The sequence below is a fragment of the Pseudomonas putida genome, assembly GCF_030159595.1.
In the GTDB taxonomy this organism is placed as follows: Bacteria; Pseudomonadota; Gammaproteobacteria; order Pseudomonadales; family Pseudomonadaceae; genus Aquipseudomonas; species Aquipseudomonas putida_AC.
The window spans coordinates 138,840-158,304 of sequence record NZ_BSKJ01000009.1; the positions used below are offsets into that span (position 1 = coordinate 138,840).

Below are 19,465 nucleotides of genomic sequence, written 5' to 3' on the forward strand. Positions count from 1 at the left end.
CGCTCATGCAATACGAACATTTGTTGGTCGCCGTCGACCTGACCGAAGAATGCGACCCGGTGATCAAGCGTGCCATGAAGCTCGCCGAACCGTCAGGCGCCAAGGTATCCCTGGTGCACATCGTCGAGCCGATGGCCATGGCATTTGGCGGTGATGTGCCGATGGACCTGTCGCAACTGCAACAGCAACAGTTCGACCAGGCCAAGGAGCGCATGGACCGGCTGTTCAACAAGTACCCGGACATCAATCGCGGCGACTCGCACCTGACCTACGGCCAACCGCGCCAGGAAATCCACCAGCTGGCCAAGGACCAGAAGTGCGACCTGATCGTGGTCGGCAGCCATGGCCGCCATGGCCTGGCGTTGCTGCTGGGCTCCACGGCCAATGACGTGCTGCATGGTGCGCCGTGTGATGTGCTGGCAGTGCGGTTGCAGAAGAAGGAAGGATGATTTGACCAGTCCCGGCCCTATCGCCGGCAAGCCAGCGATAGGGCCGGAACAGGCCAGCTCCGATCAGCCTTCCAGCTCTGCCCAGCGCTCTACCAGCGCATCAAGCTCACCCTGCAGCTTCTCGATCTTGGCCAGCACTGCGGATGTTTCAGCAATCGACCGCTGGTAGAAGCCCGCCGCATTCACCTCTTCCTGTGCCTCAGCCATACGCTGTTCAACTTCGTCGATCTGCCCTGGCAGCATCTCAAGCTCGCGCTGCAGCTTGTAGCTGAGCTTCTTCTTCGGCGCTTCTTCCACCACCGGCGCAGCCACTGGCGCAGGCTTGGCCTCGACCTTCTCCACCACCGCGCTGTTGAGCGCCGACTTGCCGCCCTTGCTTTCGGTGACACCCAGCAGCTTCGGCGAGCCGCCCTGGCGGATCCAGTCCTCGTAGCCACCCACATACTCACGCACCTTGCCCTCGCCTTCGAACACCAGGGTGCTGGTGACGACGTTGTCGAGGAAGGCCCGGTCGTGGCTGACCATCAGCACGGTGCCCTTGTAGTTGGACAGTACCTCCTCGAGCAGCTCGAGGGTTTCCACATCCAGGTCGTTGGTCGGCTCGTCGAGCACCAGCAGGTTGGCCGGTTTGCTGAACAGCTTGGCCAGCAGCAGGCGCGCACGCTCGCCACCCGACAGCGCCTTGACCGGCGTGCGCGCACGCTGGGGGCTGAACAGGAAGTCGCCCAGGTAGCTCAGCACATGGCGGTTCTGACCGTCGATCTCGATGAAGTCACGACCTTCGGCCAAGTTGTCGATTACGGTTTTTTCCAGCTCGAGCTGGTGACGCATCTGGTCGAAGTAGGCCACTTCCAGCTTGGTGCCGCGCTCGACCTTGCCCGAAGTCGGCTCCAGGTCGCCGAGCATCAACTTGAGCAAAGTGGTCTTGCCGGTACCGTTGGCGCCCAGCAGGCCGATACGGTCCTCGCGCTGCAGGACCATGGAGAAATCCTTGACCAGCATCGGTCCGTCAGCGTGATGGAAGCTGACGTTTTCCAGCACCATCACCTGTTTGCCGGACTTTTCCGCCGACTCGATCTGGATGTTGGCCTTACCCTGGCGTTCGCGGCGCTCGCCACGTTCCACGCGCAAGGCTTTCAGCGCACGTACGCGGCCTTCGTTACGCGTGCGGCGGGCTTTGATGCCTTGGCGAATCCACACTTCTTCCTGGGCCAGCCGCTTGTCGAACAAGGCGTTGGCGGTTTCTTCGGCGGCCAGTGCGGCCTCCTTGTGCACCAGGAAGCTGGCGTAGTCGCCGTTCCAGTCGATCAGACCGCCGCGGTCCAGTTCCAGGATGCGGGTGGCCAGGTTCTGCAGGAAGGAACGGTCGTGGGTGATGAACAGCACAGCGCCGTTGAAACCGCGCAGGGCCTCTTCCAGCCAGGCGATGGCACCGATATCCAGGTGGTTGGTCGGTTCGTCGAGCAGCAGCAGGTCGGGCTCGGACACCAGCGCCTGGGCCAGCAGTACACGGCGACGCCAGCCACCAGACAGTTCGGCCAGGGTCTTGTCGGCCGGCAACTGCAAGCGGCTCAGGGTGCTCTCTACCACTTGCTGCAGGCGCCAGCCATCACGCACTTCCAGCTCGTGCTGGACGTGCATGAGTTTTTCCAGGTCTTCGTCGCCCTGGATATTCATGCTCAGGTGATGGAACTGCGCCAGCAACTCGCCTACGCCGTCCAGGCCAGCGGCCACCACATCGAACACCGTGCGCTCGTCGGCCACCGGCAGTTCTTGCGGCAGCTCGCCGATCTTCAGGCCCGGGGCACGCCAGACTTCGCCGTCGTCGCCCTTCTGCTCGCCCTTGACCAGGCGCAGCATGCTTGACTTGCCGGTGCCGTTGCGGCCGATGATGCACACCCGCTCACCACGAGCGATCTGCCAGGACACTTTGTCCAGCAGCGGCATGGCGCCGAATGCGAGGGACACATCGCTGAATTTGAGCAGGGTCATGTTGGTCTCCATAAATCGGGCGCGCATTCTACCCGACTTGGCCCTCGACAGCATCCGCCAAGCCAACCGGCGAGTACCTGGCGACATCTGGTCGAACTTAATATCCCGATACAAGCACAGTGCTTTCACCCGCCGCCGGCAAACGGCTAAGCTAAGGCAATTGCTTCCAACAGTGCTGGCTCTGCCGTCACTTCCCCATGGTTCAACTGCCCGGACGTATCATGCGCAGCCGCCTGTTACATATTGCATCCTGCCTGCTGCTCACCGCTGCCACCTGCGCGGCGCAGGCCACCGACCTCACCCAGCAGCGCCAGTACTATGACGAGGCCAAGCGTGCGCTGGCCAAGGGCGACAAAGGCCCGTACCAGCGTTATGCCCAGGCCCTGAGCGACTACCCGCTGACACCCTACCTGGCCTACGACGAGCTCACCGCCCGCCTGAAAACCGCCAGCAACCAGGAAATCGAAGGTTTCCTCGCCAAGCATGGCGACCTGCCCCAGGCCAACTGGATGAAGCTGCGCTGGTTGCGCTGGCTGGCTGAACGCGGCGAATGGAATACCTTCGTCAAGTACTACGACCCCAAGCTCAACTTCACCGAACTGGACTGCCTCAACGGCCAATACCAACTCAGCCATGGCTTGCGCGCCGAGGGCTACGCCACGGCAGACAAACTGTGGAACGTCGGCAAGTCGCAGCCAGCGGCCTGCGACACGCTGTTCGGCATGTGGGCGGCCGAAGGCCAGTTGACCGAGGCCAAGCGCTGGGAACGCACCAAGCTGGCGGCCCAGGCGCGCAACTACGCTTTGGCCAACAACCTGGTCAAGACGTTGACCACCCTCGGCCCGCAGGGGCGCCTGTTGGTCGACGTGGCGCAAAAGCCTGAGCTGCTCAACCAGCCGTCGCGCTTCACCCCGGTCAACGAGGCCATGTCCGACGTGGTCAGCCTCGGCCTGCGCCGCCTGGCCCGACAGGATCCGGAACGGGCCATGGCGCTGCTCGACGACTACGCCCAGCGCATGCACTTTTCCCGCGACGAGAAGGTGGCGATCGCCCGCGAAATCGGCCTGACCCTGGCGCGCCGCTACGACCCGCGCGCCCTCGACCTGATGACCCGCTACGACCCAGAGCTGCGCGACAACACTGTCAGCGAGTGGCGCCTGCGCCTGCTGTTGCGCCTGGCCCGCTGGGAAGACGCTTACGAGCTGACCAAACGCCTGCCCCAAGACTTGGCCAGCAGCAGCCGCTGGAAGTACTGGCAGGCGCGCAGCCTGGAACTGGCACAGCCGAACAATCCGCAGATCCCGCTTCTGTACAAGACCGTGGCGCGTGAGCGTGATTTCTATGGCTTCCTCGCTGCCGACCGGGCACAAACGCCGTACCAGTTGAACAACAAGCCGCTGCTGCTGAGCCCGCAACTGGTCAAGAAGGTACGCAACACGCCCGGTATCCAGCGTGCACTGGAATTCCACGCCCGCGGCCAGATCGTCGAAGGCCGCCGCGAGTGGTACCACGTCAGCCGCCACTTCACCCGCGACGAAATGGTTGCCCAGGCACGCTTGGGCTATGAGCTGCGCTGGTACTTCCCGGCCATCCGCACCATCAGCCAGGCGCAATACTGGGACGACCTGGACATCCGCTTCCCGATGGCCCACCGCGACACGCTGGTGCGCGAAGCCAAGGTCCGCGGCCTGCATTCGAGCTGGGTATTTGCCATCACTCGCCAGGAAAGTGCATTCATGGAAGATGCGCGCTCACCGGTGGGGGCCAGCGGCCTGATGCAGCTGATGCCAGCCACAGCCAAGGAAACCGCGCGCAAGTTCAGCATTCCATTGGCGTCACCGGCGCAGGTGCTGAACCCGGACAAGAACATCCAGCTGGGCGCGGCCTATCTGAGCCAGGTGCACAGCCAGTTCAACGGCAACCGTGTGCTGGCTTCAGCGGCCTACAACGCAGGGCCCGGGCGCGTTCGCCAATGGCTGAAGGGCGCCAAGCACCTGAGCTTCGATGTGTGGGTAGAGTCGATCCCGTTCGACGAAACACGCCAGTATGTGCAGAACGTGCTGTCGTATTCGGTGATCTACGGGCAGAAGCTGAATTCGCCGCAGCCGCTGGTGGATTGGCATGAACGGTATTTCGATGACATGTAAGGTTCGCTGAGCCTGAGCCGGCCTCTTCGCGGGTAAACCCGCGAAGAGGCCGGTGCAGCAAACGCAGTTACTCCAGGACTTCCACCTTCATCCCCACCTCAAGCCACCCCTCCCCATCCACTGCCAGGTTCTGCCCAAACAGCACATCCCCCTCTTTCTCGCGGAAGGTCTTGAGCGTGGCCATCGGCTCACGGTCGGGAGTACGCTCCCCAGTGGCCGGGTCAATCGTGGTAAAGATGCAGCGCACACTCGGCTTGAGCACACGAAACTCCAGGCTGCCTATGCGAACCCGCTTCCAGCCATCTTCAGCGAAGGGCTCAGTCCCCTGCACCACCAAATTGGGCCGAAAGCGCAGCATCCCCATAGGCCGGCCAATGCGCCGACTGAGCTCGTCAAGCGAGCCCTGCCCAATCAGCAACAACGGAAAACCATCCGGAAACGCCGCGCGGTCACTGTTGAAGCCATAACCATTGGGCAGGTAACGCGCGCGCTGCTCCGGGCAATGCACCAAGCGCACGGCCTTGCCCAGCAACTCGCTCAGCCAGGCCGCCGCTGCATCGCCAGCGTCCGGCACACGCAACGTGTCTCGCCAGATGGTCACACCTCGCAGGGCGTCATCGGCAGGCGGTACCGCCACCTGCAATGGCGCCTTTCCGGGCGCCTGCAACAGCAACTGGCCACTGTCGTCATCGCTCGCCTGAAGCTGGCCAAGTTGTGGCCATGCGCGCTGGGTCAGGAAGCGTCCATTTTCTTCCTCGACCACCATCCAGCGCCGGTCACCTTGCAACCCCAGCACCCCCACCGGTGAGGCCTGCAGGCTTTGCGCCTGCCCCGACTTCACCAGGTATCGATACAACTCACTGAGAAACATCCCTGCTGCCTCGCACCCTACCAAAAAGCCAAGCTTATACCTGGCCGCCCCCGGATTCACGCAGTGGTGGCATCCAGTAGCAGGCGCTGCTTGACCACGTCGACCAAGCGATCAGGCTGGAACTTGGACAGGAAGTTGTCACAACCCACCTTCTTCACCATGGACTCGTTGAAACTGCCCGAGAGTGAGGTATGCAGCACCACATAGAGTTGGCGCAGGCGTGCATCACTGCGGATCTCGGTGGTCAGCCGGTAACCGTCCATTTCCGGCATTTCGGCATCGGTAAATACCATCAGCAGCTTCTCGCACACGTCTTCCCCGGCATCGGCCCAACCCTTGAGCATGCGTAGCGCCTTCAGGCCATCACTGGCCACATGCAGTTTGACGCCCAACTGGGACAAGGTGTCGCGCAATTGCGCCAGAGCCACGCTGGAGTCGTCCACCAGCAGCACCTCACGGCCACGGGCCCGGGCCAGCACCGGGTCGGCAAGTTTATCGCCAGAGACCCGAGCGTTGTACGGCACGATCTCGGCCAGCACCTTCTCCACGTCGATCACCTCCACCAGCTTGTCATCGACCTTGGTGATGGCGGTCAGGTAGTGTTGGCGCCCGGCGCTGGAAGGCGGCGGCATGATCGACTCCCAGTTCATGTTGACGATGCGGTCCACGCCGCCCACCAGGAAGGCCTGCACCGAGCGATTGTACTCAGTGACGATGATGGTGCTGTCTGGCCCAGGCAGCAGCGGACGCATGCCGATCGCCTGGGACAGGTCGATCACCGGCAGGGTCTGCCCGCGCAAGTTGACCACACCGCAGACGAAGGCGTGGCGTTGCGGCATCAGGGTCAGCTTGGGCAACTGCAGCACTTCCTGCACCTTGAACACGTTGATCGCGAACAGCTGGCGGCCGGCCAGGCGAAACATCAGAATTTCCAGGCGGTTCTCACCCACCAGTTGCGTGCGTTGGTCTACTGTGTCGAGAATGCCAGCCATTGGAAAACCCCCAGGCTTGAGTCGGAAAAGGTGAAATCATCCACCCTGTATCGGCGGCTTCACGCGCACCTTGACCCTTGCGGGAAAATGCCGCGAAGGCAATTGATATCACTTTACCATCATGCTTTACTGCGGACACGCGGGGTAAACCCAAGGGCACTGCAAAAGTTCCCCACCCTAGCCCAGCATCAGGGAAACCCTTAGCAGCAATCGGGTGCAACCTGATGTTCGCGATATCCTTTAGCCATTAATGTGACGCCATTCTCACTGCATGAATGGAGTCAGGCTTTTGTTAGCTATCGTTTCGGCGTGCCCGTCCCCTGCGCCTACCCCACGCGCGGGGACCTGACAATGGACACTGCCTTATCGTTCGATGACGCCCTGCAAGGCTTCCTGCTGGATGCCCAGGTACTGCTGACCCAGGCCCAGGAATGCCTGCAGCATCTGGAACTGATCGACAATGATCTGGATGCCTGCCGCTGCATGGACAACGCCCTCGACAGCCTCGCCCGTCAAGCCACACGCCTGGGCCTGCGTGAAGTCGCCCACTACACCACCGCACTGCAACAATTGCTCGCCCCGGCCTGCCACGATGGCTGCCTGCAACGTGCAGCCCTGCCCGCGATAGGGGCCTGCCTTACCCTGCTGGCCTGGCAGCTGGAGCTGGTCGATACCCGGACTGGACGGTTGAACCTGGACATCGGCGAACAGTTGGTGCTGCTGGGTGAATTGGCGAAGGTCGTGCAACAACCTTTTGCATCAGCCTGTACGTCATGCGATGAGCAAGGCAGCGTGTGCATTCACCCGCAGGGTAAAGTGGCAGCCGGCGAGCGCCCTGACCGGTCTAACCCGGCGCGTTAACTTGTATAAAGTGCAACTAAGCACCTGTATTCAAGCCCCACCATGGTCAAACTTGGAAAGTTCTACAGGTTTTCGGTGGACCACCTTGAACCCTGGCCGCGCTAGTTGCAGCACAAGTATGACCCACGCGATAAAAGGGTGGCACTTTGCTACCCGAAAATGCCAGACCAGCAGGCGTTTCAAAGCGTTTCCCAGCCGCGACCGATGCAGTGCGAAGTGGTAATATGCGCCCCCACAAAGGCTTGCAACCTGAAGCAAGGTTGCACGATCACATACTCGAAAAAACATCGAAAGTACTGCGCCAAAGCCTCTGAGCAGCATTGTGCAAGGCCTCCATCAGCAATACTTCAGTGGCTTCCCTATCTATGTCCCCACGCTTGAAGACTTCTCTGCGTTGCTGCTCCCGCGCTGCCCTGCTGCGCTGGGCAACGGTCGGGCTGTGCGTGGCCTCGCTGGTTGCGAACCTGGCGCTGTACCTGACCGATCATGCAATCCCGGCCAGCCTGCTGGTGCTGCAGTTGGCCGCCACGCTGGGCGCCGCCATGCAACTGGGTCTGGGCGCAAGGTCGATCAGCCTGCGCCCGGCCGAACTGGCCGAGCGCATGCTCAAGGTGCAGGAAGACGAGCGTCAGCATCTGAGCCGGGAACTCCACGACGACATCGGCCAATTGCTCACTGCGGCGAAGCTGCAACTGCAGTGGCTGCAGCGGCGTATGCCCGAAGAGCTGCAGGGCCACTGCGATGCGCTGCGCAGCACGCTGGATGACACCCTGGGCAATGTGCGCGATGTGTCCGCCCTGCTCAACCCCCGGCAGCTGGCCAGCCTTGGCCTGGAAGCCAGCCTGCGCGCGCACCTGGTACGTACCCTGGCCAGCAGCAGCGTGCACTGGAGCCTGGCGTGCAACCAGCGCCTGGGCGGCATCGACGAAGCCGTGGCCATGGCAGTGTTCCGCATTACCCAAGAGGCGGTGACCAACATGCTGCGCCACGCCCAGGCACACAACCTGGTCATCCGCCTGCAGCGCACCCCTGAAGGTCTGGCGCTGTCGATCCACGACGATGGTCATGGTTTCATCCCTGCCCGGCATCCGGCCGAGGCAGGCCAGCGCGGCCTGGCCGGCATGCAGGAGCGGGTAACCGCATTGCAGGGCAGCCTCGATATCACCAGCCAGCTTGGCCTGGGCACGCAGATCGAGGCGATGTTCCCTTGGCCGCCGCGCACCCAGCAACGCGCCCGGAGTAATGCCCCCCATGACCTGTAGACTGCTGCTGGTTGACGACCATTCGCTGATACGCGCCGGGGTGCGCGCGCTGGTCTGCGACATCCCCGGCTATGACGTCATCGGCGAAGCTGACGATGGCGGCCAACTGCTCGAACAGGTGCGCACACTGGCGCCTGATATCGTCTTGCTGGACATTTCGATGCGCTCCACCAGCGGCCTGGATGCCCTGACTCAACTGCGGGCCAGCGGCAACACCTGCAAAGTGCTGATTCTGTCGATGCACACCGACCCCGACCTGATCATGCGGGCGCTGGAAAGCGGCGCCCACGGCTATCTGCTCAAGGACACCAGCGCCACCGAGCTGGAACAGGCCCTGAGCGCGGTGCGTAACGGCGAGCGCTACCTCAGCCCGGCCATCGCCCACACCGTCATCAATCAGGCGCTACGGCACACCAAACAGGGCAAGCAGGCCGCTGGCGAGCGGCATAACCTCACTGCCCGGCAACTGGAAATCCTGCGCCTGATCGTGCGTGGCAAGTCCACCCGGGAGATCGCTACGGGCCTGGGCCTGTCTATCAAGACAGTCGAAACCCACCGTTCGCAAATCATGAAGCGCCTGCAGATTCATGACGTGGCTGGCCTGGTGCTGTTTGCCGTGCGCGAGAAGATCATCAGCCTGGACGACTGAGCAATGGCGACCCGGCCGGCAGGTGCAAACGTAGCGCGGCAGGCCTGGCCTGGAAGCGCAGGTTGCCGGCCTGCAACGGTTCGCCATCGAGGTTGATATCCAGCCCTTGCGCACTCTTGATCTCGACCCAAGGCAGCCGGGCCCGAACGAACAGGCCATCGCCGGCCAGCAGATCGCGCAGGGCCCCGACCACCTCCTGCGGCGCAGGCAGGATGGCAATCTCCAGCAAGCCGTCGTTCACCACAGCCTCAGGGCATAACACCTGCCCGCCCCCGGCCTGGCGGCCATTGCCGATGCCCAGCGCCAGCAAGTCCCCCTGCCAATGGAAGCCCGGCCCCTGCAGCTCTACCGAGGCCGCCTGCAATTCGCTGAAGCGCGACAATCCAGTGAACAGATAGGCGGCGGCACCCAGCACTTTTTTCAAGTCTTCGGAGGTATTGGCCGTGACCTGGCTGCCGAACCCACCCGTGGCCATGTTGAGGAACAACTGGTCGCCGGCCTGCCCCAGATCGATGGCCTGCGCTGGCGTATTGAGCAGCGCCAGTGCCGCTGCAGGCGCGAGAGGAACGCCGGCAGCCTTGGCAAAATCGTTGGCCGTGCCCAGCGGCAACAAGGCCAGGCTGGCCTGGGCGCTGGCCTGGCCCATGGCTTCAGCCACATCGCGCAACGTGCCATCCCCACCACCAGCGACAATATGGGTGTAGCCGGCAGCCAGCGCTTCGCCAACCAGTCGCTGGGCGTCCCCGCCCTCCCAGGTCACTCGCACATCCAGCGGCCAGCCGCTCTCGCGCAGGTCGTGCACGGCGCTGCGCAGCTCTTCGTTCATCGCCTGCTTACCGTGCAGGATCAGCATTGCCTTGCGCCCTTGCATAGCGCATCTCCGTGAAATTGACCAACCCAGATCTCGACCATGCACAGCCTCGGATCGTTGCATGTGTGTAAAAAAATACCGCAGCCGGCGCGGTCTTTTTCCCACACCCGGCAATGCGCGGCTATGCTCAGAAAATACACTTTTGACAAGTTTTTGACCCAGGCCAACATTTTTTCCAGGGAGGTCAGCCTTTTGACTTCTGTTTGCTGGGCCAATCTCAATCCTGGCCATGGACGCGCCCCCGGCAGTGGTATGCACAACACTGCCGACGGGCGCGTCTTTTCATCCGCAGCTTTCAGCGAGGATTCCGGGTCATGCGCATTCTCTGGACACTGCCGTACCTGCCCTGGCCAACTACCAGCGGCAGCAAGACCCGGCAATACCACCTGATGCGCGCACTGGCACAGCAGGGCCACCGCATTACCCTGCTGGTGCAGTCGAAAATCCCGCTCAGCGATGCGGCCCGCGAAGCCCTGGAGCCGCTACTCGAACGGCTGATCGTGCTACCCCGTCGGCCACTGCACAGCCCACTGAACCTGCTGGCTTCGCCGATCATCGACTACCCCATGCGGGCAATCATCAATGGCCTGTCCCCTTGCCTGCGGCACCGCTTCGAGCAATTGCTGGACGAACCCTGGGACGTGATCCAGATCGAGCACAGCTACAGCTTCCAGCCGTTCGAAAAGGCTCTGCAGGCCCGCGGGCTGCCCTACATGCTCAGCGAGCACACGCTGGAGTCAGTGATGGGCGGTGCCTGCCACGACCGCCTGCCGCTCTGGTTGCGCCCGCTCAATGCCTTTGACCGCTGGCGCTACCGGCGCTGGGAAAAACGGGTGCTACGCCAACCCACCGAGCTGGTGGCGGTCAGCGCTCACGATGCCGAGCTGATCGCGCAGATCAGCGGGCGCCCGGTGAACGTGGTGGTCAACGGTGTGGATTGTGATTTCTACCAGCATGTGCAACCGGCGCTGCACAGCCAGCGCTTGTTGTTCGTGGGCAACTTTGAGTATGGCGCCAACCTGGAAGCCATCGAGTGGGCACTGGAAGACATCATGCCGCAAGTGTGGATGAGCAACCCGGCGGTGCGCCTGGCGATAGCCGGGCACGCCCTGCCGATCAGCTGGAAACTGCACTGGAACGACCCGCGCATCGAATGGTTTGGCTACCGCCCTGACCTGCGTGAGTTGCAAAAGCGTTCGGCATTGTTCTTCGCGCCGCTGCGTTATGCCGGCGGCTCCAAAGTAAAAATACTCGAAGCCATGGCCGCAGGCCTGCCGGTGATCACTACTGGTAAAGGTGTATCGGGCCTGGCCGCGAACAACGGTGAGCACTACCTGGGCAGTGATGACGGTGACCAGCTCGCCCTGCTGATCACCCAACTGCTCAACCAGCCTTGGCGCATGAACCAGCTGAGCGATGCCGGGCGGCAGTTCGCCCGCCAACGCCACGACTGGAGCGTGGCGGCCCAGCAACTGGAGAACGTGCACATGCGCCTGGCCCAGGCAGCGCCTGCCGAGGCCGCGCCGCTGGGCAGTGCCTGGCTGGGCCGCTCAACCAAGTAGCTCGCTGAAGGGAATGAACGGCACGCTATCGCCCTGTTTAGGTGTACTGCCTTCACGCACTTCTACCAAGCCCTCGGCCCAGGCTGCACTGCGCAGCACCCCCGAGCTTTGGTTCTTGTAGATGCACACCTGGCCCTGTTCGATGCGCGCACGCAGGTATTCGCGGCGTGTGCCAGGCTTGGGCCAGTCGAAGCCGGCTGGCATGTCGAAACGCAGCGGTGTGACATCGGCCACCCCCTGACGACGGAGCAAGTAGGGCCGGGTCAGGAGGCCAAAAGTGACCAAGGTAGAGGCTGGGTTGCCCGGCAGGCCGATCACCGGCACGCCCTGGAAGTGGCCGAAGGTCAACGGCTTGCCCGGCTTGATCGCCAGTTTCCATAACACCAGCTCGCCAGCTTCGCGCAGGGCAGCACCGAGGTAGTCGGCCTCACCCACCGAGACACCGCCGGTAGACAAGATAAGGTCAACGTCGCCCAGCGAGGCCAAGCAGGCACGGGTATGTGCAAGGTCATCCGGCAGGATGCCCGCATCGACCACGTCGCAGCCCAGCCGCTGCAACCAGCTGACCAGCAGCCGACGGTTGCTGTTGTAGATCTGCCCAGGGCCCAGCGGCAGGCCGGGCTCGACCAGTTCGTCACCCGTCGACAGCACCGCCACCCGCACCTTGCGCACCACGTCCAGCCGACCATGGCCCAGGGTCGCCGCCAGGCCCAGCTCGATCGGCCCAAGGCGGGTGCCGGCGCTCATTACCTGCTCGCCCTTGCGGGTCTCCTGACCCTGGGGGCGTATGTTCTGTCCGGTTTGCAACGCTTCGAGAAAGCGCACCCGGCCATCGTCGAGCACCTTGGTGTTTTCCTGCATCTCGACGCAGTCGGCCCCTTCCGGCACAGGCGCCCCCGTGAAGATCCGCGCGCAGGTGCCCGGTTGCAGCGGCTGTGGCGCATGGCCGGCAAAAATGCGCTGGCTGACCGGCAACGGCTGGCCCTGCCAGTCGGCTTTGCGCAAGGCATAACCGTCCATGGCGCTGTTCGGCCAGGGCGGCAGGTCGAGCGAGGCCACCAGGTCGGTGGCCAGCACACGGCCTTCGGCCTCGGCCAGTGGCAGGTTCTCGGTCTCGCGGATCGGCGCCGCCTCGGCCAGCGCCAGCAGTTGTGCCAGGGCCTGTTCCACCGGCATCAGCGGCCGGGCCTGGCTGGCTTCAGCCACGGCTGTCACAGGCCGGTGCCTGCTTCAGGTGCGCAACGAAGTTGCACGGGCGATGACGGGCATCTAGCTGCTCGGCAAGGATGCCATCCCAGCCGGTGCGCACAGCATTGGTCGAGCCCGGCAGGCAGCACACCAAGGTACCATTGGCCAGCCCGGCCAAGGCACGCGACTGCACGGTGGAGGTGCCAATGTCGGCCACGGAGATCTGCCGGAACAGTTCTCCAAACCCTTCCACCTGTTTGTCCAGCAGGCAGGCCACCGCTTCTGGCGTGCTGTCGCGGCCGGTAAAACCGGTCCCCCCTGTAATCAACACCACTTGCACGCTGTCATCGGCGATCCAGGTCGCGACCTGGGCGCGGATCTTGTACAGGTCATCCTTGAGCAGCACGCGCTCGGCCAAACGGTGGCCGGCCGCACTCAGGCGGTCGACGAACAGCTGTCCGGAGGTGTCGGTGTCGAAAGTACGGGTGTCGCTGACCGTGAGCACGGCGATGTTCAGCGCCACGAAGGGGGTATCTGCCTTGGCTTTCATGGGTGTCCGTCACAACAGGATGAGATGGCCGCAGTTATATCACAGCGCACCTTTCCCGGCGTTGCGCCCACGGCTATTGCCCTCGGTCAAAAGGCCGGGTTTGCCGCTATGCTGCACTAAAAGAAGGAACTTGCATGGACACCCTGCGTCTTAACTGACATCTAGCACCATCGCACTGGAGAAACACGATGATTCAACGGACCCTACCCGCCTTCCTGCTCGCCCTAGGCCTGGGCGCCCTTGCCGGCTGCGCTTCGCCGACCGTCATTACCCTGAACGATGGCCGCGAAATCCAGGCCACAGACACACCGAAGTACGATGAAGACTCCGGCTTCTACGAATTCGAGCAACTGGATGGCAAGCGCACCCGCCTGAACAAAGACCAGATCCGCACCGTCAAAGAGCTCTGAAACAGCCCGCCATTTCAGGCAAAGGCCCTTTAAACAACAAGGGCTTGCTGCCCAAAACGGGATGCAGTAGGATTTTGTTCATCGGAGTGTAGCGCAGCCAGGTAGCGCGTCTCGTTCGGGACGAGAAGGCCGCAGGTTCGAATCCTGTCTCTCCGACCAGATCCTCATCAAGAAGCCCGCCTTGCGCGGGCTTTTTGTTGTGCCTGAAACCTATCAGGCGCTCAGGCGGGAGGTCACTTCGCCCAGCTGCCCCGACAAGCCATGCAGGCGCTGCCCCGCTTGCTCGGTATGCTGCACGGCCTCCTGGTTGGCTGTGGCAATGCGGGTGATTTCGATCAGGTTGCGCGAAATGTCTTCGGCCACGCTGGTCTGCTCTTCGGCCGCAGTGGCGATCTGCCGGTTCATGTCGCGGATCGCTTCCACCGCCAGGGTGATGCGCTGCAGCATCTGCCCGGCCTGCTGCACTTGTTCGGCCCCCTCTTCACTGCGTTGCTGGCCGCTCTCGATGGCCTTGACCGCCTCAACCGCGCCCGACTGCACGGCTTCGATGATCTGGTGGATCTCGGCAATCGACGCTGCCGTGCGCTGGGCCAGGCTGCGTACCTCATCAGCCACCACCGCAAATCCACGCCCGGCCTCACCGGCGCGGGCCGCCTCGATGGCTGCGTTGAGCGCCAGCAGGTTGGTCTGCTCAGCGATGCCACGGATCACCTCCAGCACTTTGCCAATGCGCGTGCTGTCGTGCTCCAGGTCGCGGATCACCGCCGCCGTGCCGGCGATTTCGCGGTTGACCACACCGATGATGTCGATGGTCTGCTGCATCACCTGCTCGCCAGCCTGGGCACTGTGGTCGGCGTCATCCGCCGCACGAGCGGCCTCGGCGGCATGGCGGGCGACCTCTTGGGCGGTGGCGGACATCTCGTGCATGGCCGTGGCCACCTGGTCGGTACGCTGGAACTGGTCGTGGGTACCACGGGCCATGTCGCCGGCGATGCTACGCAACTGGCCACTGGCGCCTTCCAGCTCCTGCGCATTGTCCTGCAACCTGCCAACAGTATCGGCAAGGAAGTCGCGCAGCGTGTTGGCAGCCCGTGCCAGGCGCCCCAGTTCATCTTCGCGGCGGCTATCCACCCGGGCGGCAAAGCGGCCCTGGCTCAGTTGTGCGACATACTCGATCAGCTGGCGAATCGGCTCGATCAGGCTGCGGTTGACCAGCCACAGGCTGAGCAACCCCACCAGCACCGCCGAGGCCAGCATCACCAACAGGCCCAGCCATACCGTGCGCTCGGCGCTGGCGCTGATGCTGGCCGCACGCTGGCGGGCATCGGCACGCAGTTGCTCGACCAGCTCGCTCATCTGCTCGCTGGCGGCGCGATCCACACCTTTGACCGCCTGGTCGCCGGCTACCGGGTCACCACCTGCGGCAAGGAAGGCCTGGCGGCCTTGGGCATAGGCCTGACCCAACTGCCGGTGACTGTCACGCAGCTGCTGCAACGGCGCCTTGAGCCTGACGTCGCTGCTGTCGATCAGTTGCCCGAGCAAGTCTTGAACCTGTTGTTCACGGGCCTGGAACTGCTGCCAGTACTTGTCCATGTCTGCTGGTTGGCGCCCACGCAGCAACACGTTCTTCCATTCCTGCACCTGGATCTTGAACTGCAGGTTGGCCTCGTCGATCAATTGCGAGGCCCGCAACGGCCCGTCGACCAGCTCGGCATAACCGCGCACGCTGGACGACAGAAACTGGAAACACACCAGGGCGATCAGCAACATCGCCGCCAGGCTGCCGCCGAGCAACGAGAGAATTTGCACTCTGAGGGATTTACGCAACATCTAGGGTCTCGGAACCAGAGAGAGAGAGGGCTGGGGCCGCTGTGCAGCCCCCATTACTGGCGGGCCAAAAAAAAGCTGCCATCAAGCAATGGCAGCCAGGTCGAGCACTTACGCAACAGTTGAGCCAGATACTCTCAGGCAATTGCTACAGAAATGTTACAAAGCCACGACAACCTACTGCGTGGTGAACTGCAAGGCTGCCAGCCGTGCATACAGCGGGCTTTCCTCGATCAACTGACGGTGAGTGCCCACCGCCACCAGCCGCCCCTTGTCGACGACTGCGATGCGCTCGGCATGCTGCACCGTGGCCAGACGATGGGCGATCACCAACGTGGTTCGCCCGGCCATCAGGCTGGGCAGTGCCTGCTGGATCAGGTGCTCGCTCTGCGCGTCGAGGGCACTCGTGGCTTCGTCCAGCAGCAGGATCGGCGCATCCACCAGCAAGGCCCGGGCAATCGCCAGGCGTTGGCGCTGGCCGCCGGAAAGGCCAATGCCACCCTCCCCGAGCAACGTCTGATAGCCCTGAGGCAATTGCCGGATGAATTCGTCGGCATGGGCACCGCGGGCCGCTGCTTCGACTTCTGCCAGGGTCGCCTCGGGCCGGCCATAACGGATATTGGCCTCCACCGTGCCACGGAACAACGAGGGATTCTGCGCCACCAGGGCGAACTGTCGGCGCAGCTGATCGGGGTCGAGCTCGGTAATTGCCTGGCCATCGAGCAGGATGCGCCCTTGTTGGGGGTCGTAAAAGCGCAGCAACAAATCAAACAGGGTCGACTTGCCCGCCCCCGAGGGGCCAACCAAGGCGACGGTCTGCCCAGGTTCGATGACCAGGCTCAGGCCATCGACAGCCGCCACCGTCGGGCGTGACGGGTAGGCGAACACCACCTGCTGCAATTCGATGTGCCCGCTGGACCGCTGCTGTGGTAGCGCCTGCGCCACGCCGGGCGGCAGGATTGCACTGCGCGCGGCCAACAGCTCGGCAATCCGCTCGGCGGCACCGGCGGCACGCTGCAGCTCGCCGATCACCTCACTGAGGGTGCCGAAGGCGCTACCGACGATCAGGCTGTAGAACACGAATGCAGCCAACTCGCCTGCGGAGATACGCCCGGCAATCACGTCCATGCCGCCAACCCACAACATCACCCCAACCGCCCCCAGCACCAGCACGATCACCAGGGTGATCAGCCAGGCACGCTGGGCAATCCGCTTGCGGGCCACGGTAAATGCCGCTTCGACCGTGCCGGCGAACAGTTCGCGGTCGTGCGCCTGGTGGTTGTAGGCCTGCACCGTCTTGATCTGACCCAGCGTCTCGGCCACATAGCTGCCCACATCGGCCACCCGGTCCTGGCTCTGCCGCGACAGGCTACGCACCCGGCGGCCGAACAGCAGGATCGGTGCCAGCACCAACGGCAGGGCCACCACCACGATACTGGTGAGCTTGGGGTTGGTGATGAACAGCAACACCACGCCGCCAATGACCATCAACGCGTTGCGCAAGAACATCGACAACGACGAGCCGATGACCGACTGCAGCAAGGTAGTGTCCGCCGTCAGCCGCGACTGGATCTCGGAGCTGCGGTTGTCTTCGAAAAAGCCTGGGTGCAGGCCTATCAGGTGATCGAAAACCGCGCGACGGATATCGGCCACACAGCGCTCGCCAATCCACGACACCAGATAGAAACGGCTGAACGTGCCCACTGCAAGGGCCAGCACCAGCAGCAGGAACAACCCGATGGTCTGGTTGAGCTGGTGCGCGGAGCGAGTCATGAAGCCCTGATCCACCAGCAGGCGGATACCCTGGCCCATCGACAAGGTGATGGCGGCGGTGACCACCAGCGCCAGCAAGGCCAGCAGTACCTGCCGGCGATAGGGGCGAACGAACTGCCAGGCCAGGCGCAAAGCACGGCGTTGGCCTGGGGAAACCGATTCGGGCATGGCGGCGACCACAATGGCGGGGAAGCCGCAGACTACCACTCCTGCAGGCCAGGGGAACGCGTGCAGGTTGCTATAGCCCATCGATCTAACCAGGCTATGGTGGTTTCACCCCGTTTCTGGTGGACTGTTTCCAACGTGATACAGGAACTGTCACAGGCCAGTCACGGCGCAGGACTACCCTGCGCTTGAACCTGATGAGGAGACCGTGCATGAGCTTGCAGCCCAGCAGTGACAACCAGAAGCCCAAGAACACCCCGCAATCGCAGGTATGCGGTTCGATCATCGACGCTCAGGGGCGCGAAGTGCCAATCACCGAGCAGATGATCCAGCAGGCCTGCAAGGCCCTGGAAGAAAGCCGGGTCGAGCGCGTACGCAAAGGTTGATGGGCGAATGACTTGCAACCCGGCGCTTGCGCCGGGTTTTTATTGGCCTGAATCAGGCCAACACCCCACCCAAGGCACTGACCAGCTGTGCCAACTGTGGAGACTCGCCACGCAAACGCACCGCCAACCCTTCGATTTCGCGCCGTGGCGGGTACTGCTTGCGCAACTGGTCGAACGCCGCCCGCTGCTGCTGGGGATCGTCGCTGAGGCTACGGCGGAAATCGGCATCGTCGCGACGCGGGTCGTACACCGCACGGCACAGGGTCGCCAAGGCCCAGGCCGGGTCGGTGCTGGCGTCCAGCTCAATCTGAGCCAGCGGCGGCCGTGGCAGCAAGTCTGCCAGTTGCACTTGCTCGTCCACGCCGAGGAAGCGGCACAACGCCTGATAGATCTGCGCCGTACCACGCTGGCGGCCATCGAGGCTGTAGCCGGCAATGTGCGGCGAAGTCAACGTGCACAGGTCGGCCAGTTGCAGGTCGACCTGCGGCTCGCCCTCCCACACATCCAGCACCGCATGCACGTCTTCACGGTCCAGCAGCAGCTCGCGTAACGCGGCGTTGTCTACCACCGGGCCACGGCTGGCGTTGACCAGCCAGGCCCCCGGGCGCAACTGTGCCAGCTGCGCCTGGCCCAGCAAGTGCCAGGTCGGGTGCTCGCCAGCGCGTTGCAACGGGGTATGCAGGCTGATCACATCGCATTGCTGCAGAATTGTCTCGAGGCTGACGTAGTCGCCACCTTCGGCGGCCTGGCGCAGCGGGTCGCACACCAGCACCTTCCAGCCCAGGCCGTGCAGCACACGCACCAGACGGCCACCCACCTCGCCCGCGCCCACCACGCCATACACACGCTCGGGCAAGGCCACGCCATCCAGTTCGGCCAGGGTCAGCAGGCTGCCGAGCACATAATCGACCACACCGCGCGCATTGCAGCCCGGTGCGCTGCTCCAGCGGATCCCGGCTTCATCAAAGTAATCCAGGTCCAGGTGATCGGTGCCGATGGTGCAGGTACCGACAAAGCGTACGCGGCTGCCTTCGAGCAGTTGACGATCGACTTTGGTTACCGAGCGCACCAGCAGGATATCGGCGTCCTTGACGCTGGCGGCATCGAGGCCTCGGCCCGGGTAGCGGCGGATTTCACCGAAACCCTGGAAGAAGGCATCGAGCAGCGGGATGTTCTCGTCGGCAACTATCAGCATGGCGCTCTCCTGTCTGGGGAACGCAGTGTAGGCGCAACGCGGGGCGTGTTCCAGAGCGCTTCAGTCGGCTTTTTTACGGATCCAGTACAGGAAGGTGCCGGCGTCCTCTTGCTGCTGCAGCAGTTCGTGACCGAGGAAGTTGCAGAACTTGGGGATGTCGCGGCGGGTGGACGGGTCGGTGGCGATGACTTTCAGCAGGCCGCCAGCGGCCAGGTCGCGCACATGCTGGTGCAGCATCATTACCGGCTCCGGGCAGTTCAGGCCGGTGGCGTCGAGGATGGCGTCGGGGGTGAAATCGGTCATGGAGGGCTCCGC

General features: G+C 63.3%; 18 protein-coding genes, 1 tRNA gene and 1 pseudogene. 9 read left to right on the forward strand and 11 right to left on the reverse strand.

Going from position 1 to position 19,465, the window contains the following annotated elements; all coding sequences use genetic code 11:
- The first annotated feature begins 5 nt into the window (after positions 1–5).
- Positions 6–449: a universal stress protein gene (locus tag QQL85_RS20120; RefSeq protein WP_284356492.1), complete on the forward strand. Its 444-nt coding sequence runs from the start codon at positions 6–8 to the stop codon at positions 447–449.
- 63 nt (positions 450–512) lie between these two features.
- Here QQL85_RS20120 and QQL85_RS20125 read toward each other — a convergent pair whose 3' ends face one another.
- The gene (locus QQL85_RS20125; protein ID WP_284356493.1) at positions 513–2,441 is read right to left on the reverse strand and encodes an ATP-binding cassette domain-containing protein; all 1,929 of its coding nucleotides are present in this window, start codon (positions 2,439–2,441) and stop codon (positions 513–515) included.
- A gap of 221 nt (positions 2,442–2,662) precedes the next feature.
- Here QQL85_RS20125 and QQL85_RS20130 point away from each other — a divergent pair, with 221 nt between their 5' ends.
- Entirely contained in the window at positions 2,663–4,588 is a 1,926-nt protein-coding gene (locus QQL85_RS20130) for a transglycosylase SLT domain-containing protein (RefSeq protein ID WP_284356494.1), read from the forward strand.
- A gap of 67 nt (positions 4,589–4,655) precedes the next feature.
- Here QQL85_RS20130 and QQL85_RS20135 read toward each other — a convergent pair whose 3' ends face one another.
- Positions 4,656–5,459 (reverse strand): MOSC domain-containing protein, encoded by an 804-nt coding sequence (locus QQL85_RS20135; protein WP_284356495.1) that lies wholly within the window; start codon positions 5,457–5,459, stop codon positions 4,656–4,658.
- A 56-nt stretch (positions 5,460–5,515) separates the two neighbouring features.
- Entirely contained in the window at positions 5,516–6,451 is a 936-nt protein-coding gene (locus QQL85_RS20140) for a chemotaxis protein CheV (RefSeq protein ID WP_284356496.1), read from the reverse strand.
- Between the two features lie 351 nt (positions 6,452–6,802).
- On the opposite strand from QQL85_RS20140, the gene QQL85_RS20145 reads away from it, so the two are divergent.
- The 3 genes from QQL85_RS20145 to QQL85_RS20155 all read left to right on the forward strand — a co-directional run bounded on the left by QQL85_RS20145 (position 6,803) and on the right by QQL85_RS20155 (position 9,223).
- The gene (locus QQL85_RS20145) at positions 6,803–7,312 is read left to right on the forward strand and encodes a histidine kinase (protein WP_284356497.1); all 510 of its coding nucleotides are present in this window, start codon (positions 6,803–6,805) and stop codon (positions 7,310–7,312) included.
- Between the two features lie 365 nt (positions 7,313–7,677).
- Entirely contained in the window at positions 7,678–8,574 is an 897-nt protein-coding gene (locus QQL85_RS20150; RefSeq protein ID WP_284356498.1) for a sensor histidine kinase, read from the forward strand.
- Positions 8,564–9,223, forward strand: coding sequence for a response regulator (locus QQL85_RS20155; RefSeq protein ID WP_284356499.1), 660 nt, complete (start codon positions 8,564–8,566; stop codon positions 9,221–9,223). The genes QQL85_RS20150 and QQL85_RS20155 overlap by 11 nt, the downstream gene beginning before the upstream one ends.
- Here the strand turns inward: QQL85_RS20155 and yegS are convergent.
- Complete coding sequence (gene yegS / locus QQL85_RS20160; protein ID WP_284356500.1) at positions 9,207–10,094, reverse strand: lipid kinase YegS; 888 nt, start codon at positions 10,092–10,094, stop codon at positions 9,207–9,209. The genes QQL85_RS20155 and yegS overlap by 17 nt on opposite strands.
- Before the next feature lie 314 nt (positions 10,095–10,408).
- Between yegS and QQL85_RS20165 the strand changes: the two genes are divergently transcribed.
- Positions 10,409–11,656, forward strand: coding sequence for a glycosyltransferase family 4 protein (locus tag QQL85_RS20165; RefSeq protein ID WP_284356501.1), 1,248 nt, complete (start codon positions 10,409–10,411; stop codon positions 11,654–11,656).
- Here QQL85_RS20165 and QQL85_RS20170 read toward each other — a convergent pair.
- Complete coding sequence (locus tag QQL85_RS20170) at positions 11,645–12,871, reverse strand: molybdopterin molybdotransferase MoeA (RefSeq protein WP_284356502.1); 1,227 nt, start codon at positions 12,869–12,871, stop codon at positions 11,645–11,647. The two genes, QQL85_RS20165 and QQL85_RS20170, sit on opposite strands and share 12 nt — an antisense overlap.
- Positions 12,855–13,394 carry a molybdenum cofactor biosynthesis protein B gene (gene moaB / locus QQL85_RS20175; RefSeq protein WP_284356503.1) on the reverse strand — a complete coding sequence of 180 codons (540 nt, stop codon included), beginning with the start codon at positions 13,392–13,394 and terminating at the stop codon, positions 12,855–12,857. Before moaB ends, QQL85_RS20170 begins: the two co-directional genes overlap by 17 nt.
- Positions 13,395–13,582: 188 nt before the next feature.
- Here moaB and QQL85_RS20180 point away from each other — a divergent pair, with 188 nt between their 5' ends.
- Positions 13,583–13,804, forward strand: coding sequence for a YgdI/YgdR family lipoprotein (locus QQL85_RS20180; RefSeq protein WP_013971697.1), 222 nt, complete (start codon positions 13,583–13,585; stop codon positions 13,802–13,804).
- An 82-nt stretch (positions 13,805–13,886) separates the two neighbouring features.
- Positions 13,887–13,963 (forward strand) — tRNA-Pro (locus QQL85_RS20185).
- A gap of 54 nt (positions 13,964–14,017) precedes the next feature.
- Here QQL85_RS20185 and QQL85_RS26825 read toward each other — a convergent pair.
- The 3 genes and pseudogenes from QQL85_RS26825 to QQL85_RS20195 form a co-directional block, all read right to left on the reverse strand.
- The gene (locus QQL85_RS26825; RefSeq protein WP_391132624.1) at positions 14,018–14,785 is read right to left on the reverse strand and encodes a methyl-accepting chemotaxis protein; all 768 of its coding nucleotides are present in this window, start codon (positions 14,783–14,785) and stop codon (positions 14,018–14,020) included.
- Positions 14,786–14,950: 165 nt separating this feature from the next.
- Positions 14,951–15,634: pseudogene (locus QQL85_RS26830) on the reverse strand (methyl-accepting chemotaxis protein); the annotation flags it as partial.
- Positions 15,635–15,808: 174 nt separating this feature from the next.
- Positions 15,809–17,572 carry an ABC transporter transmembrane domain-containing protein gene (locus QQL85_RS20195; RefSeq protein WP_284356571.1) on the reverse strand — a complete coding sequence of 588 codons (1,764 nt, stop codon included), beginning with the start codon at positions 17,570–17,572 and terminating at the stop codon, positions 15,809–15,811.
- 209 nt (positions 17,573–17,781) lie between these two features.
- Between QQL85_RS20195 and QQL85_RS20200 the strand changes: the two genes are divergently transcribed.
- On the forward strand, positions 17,782–17,955 hold the full coding sequence (locus QQL85_RS20200) for a PA1571 family protein (protein WP_284356505.1): 174 nt from the start codon (positions 17,782–17,784) through the stop codon (positions 17,953–17,955).
- A gap of 52 nt (positions 17,956–18,007) precedes the next feature.
- Here the strand turns inward: QQL85_RS20200 and pdxB are convergent, their stop codons facing one another.
- Together pdxB and tusA are read right to left on the reverse strand one after the other, a co-directional pair.
- Positions 18,008–19,150, reverse strand: a complete 1,143-nt coding sequence (pdxB, locus tag QQL85_RS20205) for a 4-phosphoerythronate dehydrogenase PdxB (RefSeq protein WP_284356506.1) — start codon at positions 19,148–19,150, stop codon at positions 18,008–18,010.
- Between the two features lie 60 nt (positions 19,151–19,210).
- Positions 19,211–19,453 (reverse strand): sulfurtransferase TusA, encoded by a 243-nt coding sequence (gene tusA, locus QQL85_RS20210; protein ID WP_016500764.1) that lies wholly within the window; start codon positions 19,451–19,453, stop codon positions 19,211–19,213.
- Between the last annotated feature and the right edge of the window lie 12 nt (positions 19,454–19,465).

Coding starts and splice junctions, on each gene's coding strand:
- QQL85_RS20120 (WP_284356492.1), top strand. CDS start 6: ATGCAATACGAACATTTGTTGGTCGCCGTCGACCTGACCGAAGAATGC.
- QQL85_RS20125 (WP_284356493.1), bottom strand. CDS start 2,441: ATGACCCTGCTCAAATTCAGCGATGTGTCCCTCGCATTCGGCGCCATG.
- QQL85_RS20130 (WP_284356494.1), top strand. CDS start 2,663: ATGCGCAGCCGCCTGTTACATATTGCATCCTGCCTGCTGCTCACCGCT.
- QQL85_RS20135 (WP_284356495.1), bottom strand. CDS start 5,459: ATGTTTCTCAGTGAGTTGTATCGATACCTGGTGAAGTCGGGGCAGGCG.
- QQL85_RS20140 (WP_284356496.1), bottom strand. CDS start 6,451: ATGGCTGGCATTCTCGACACAGTAGACCAACGCACGCAACTGGTGGGT.
- QQL85_RS20145 (WP_284356497.1), top strand. CDS start 6,803: ATGGACACTGCCTTATCGTTCGATGACGCCCTGCAAGGCTTCCTGCTG.
- QQL85_RS20150 (WP_284356498.1), top strand. CDS start 7,678: ATGTCCCCACGCTTGAAGACTTCTCTGCGTTGCTGCTCCCGCGCTGCC.
- QQL85_RS20155 (WP_284356499.1), top strand. CDS start 8,564: ATGACCTGTAGACTGCTGCTGGTTGACGACCATTCGCTGATACGCGCC.
- yegS (WP_284356500.1), bottom strand. CDS start 10,094: ATGCAAGGGCGCAAGGCAATGCTGATCCTGCACGGTAAGCAGGCGATG.
- QQL85_RS20165 (WP_284356501.1), top strand. CDS start 10,409: ATGCGCATTCTCTGGACACTGCCGTACCTGCCCTGGCCAACTACCAGC.
- moaB (WP_284356503.1), bottom strand. CDS start 13,394: ATGAAAGCCAAGGCAGATACCCCCTTCGTGGCGCTGAACATCGCCGTG.
- QQL85_RS20180 (WP_013971697.1), top strand. CDS start 13,583: ATGATTCAACGGACCCTACCCGCCTTCCTGCTCGCCCTAGGCCTGGGC.
- QQL85_RS26825 (WP_391132624.1), bottom strand. CDS start 14,785: ATGGCCCGTGGTACCCACGACCAGTTCCAGCGTACCGACCAGGTGGCC.
- QQL85_RS20195 (WP_284356571.1), bottom strand. CDS start 17,572: ATGCCCGAATCGGTTTCCCCAGGCCAACGCCGTGCTTTGCGCCTGGCC.
- QQL85_RS20200 (WP_284356505.1), top strand. CDS start 17,782: ATGAGCTTGCAGCCCAGCAGTGACAACCAGAAGCCCAAGAACACCCCG.
- pdxB (WP_284356506.1), bottom strand. CDS start 19,150: ATGCTGATAGTTGCCGACGAGAACATCCCGCTGCTCGATGCCTTCTTC.
- tusA (WP_016500764.1), bottom strand. CDS start 19,453: ATGACCGATTTCACCCCCGACGCCATCCTCGACGCCACCGGCCTGAAC.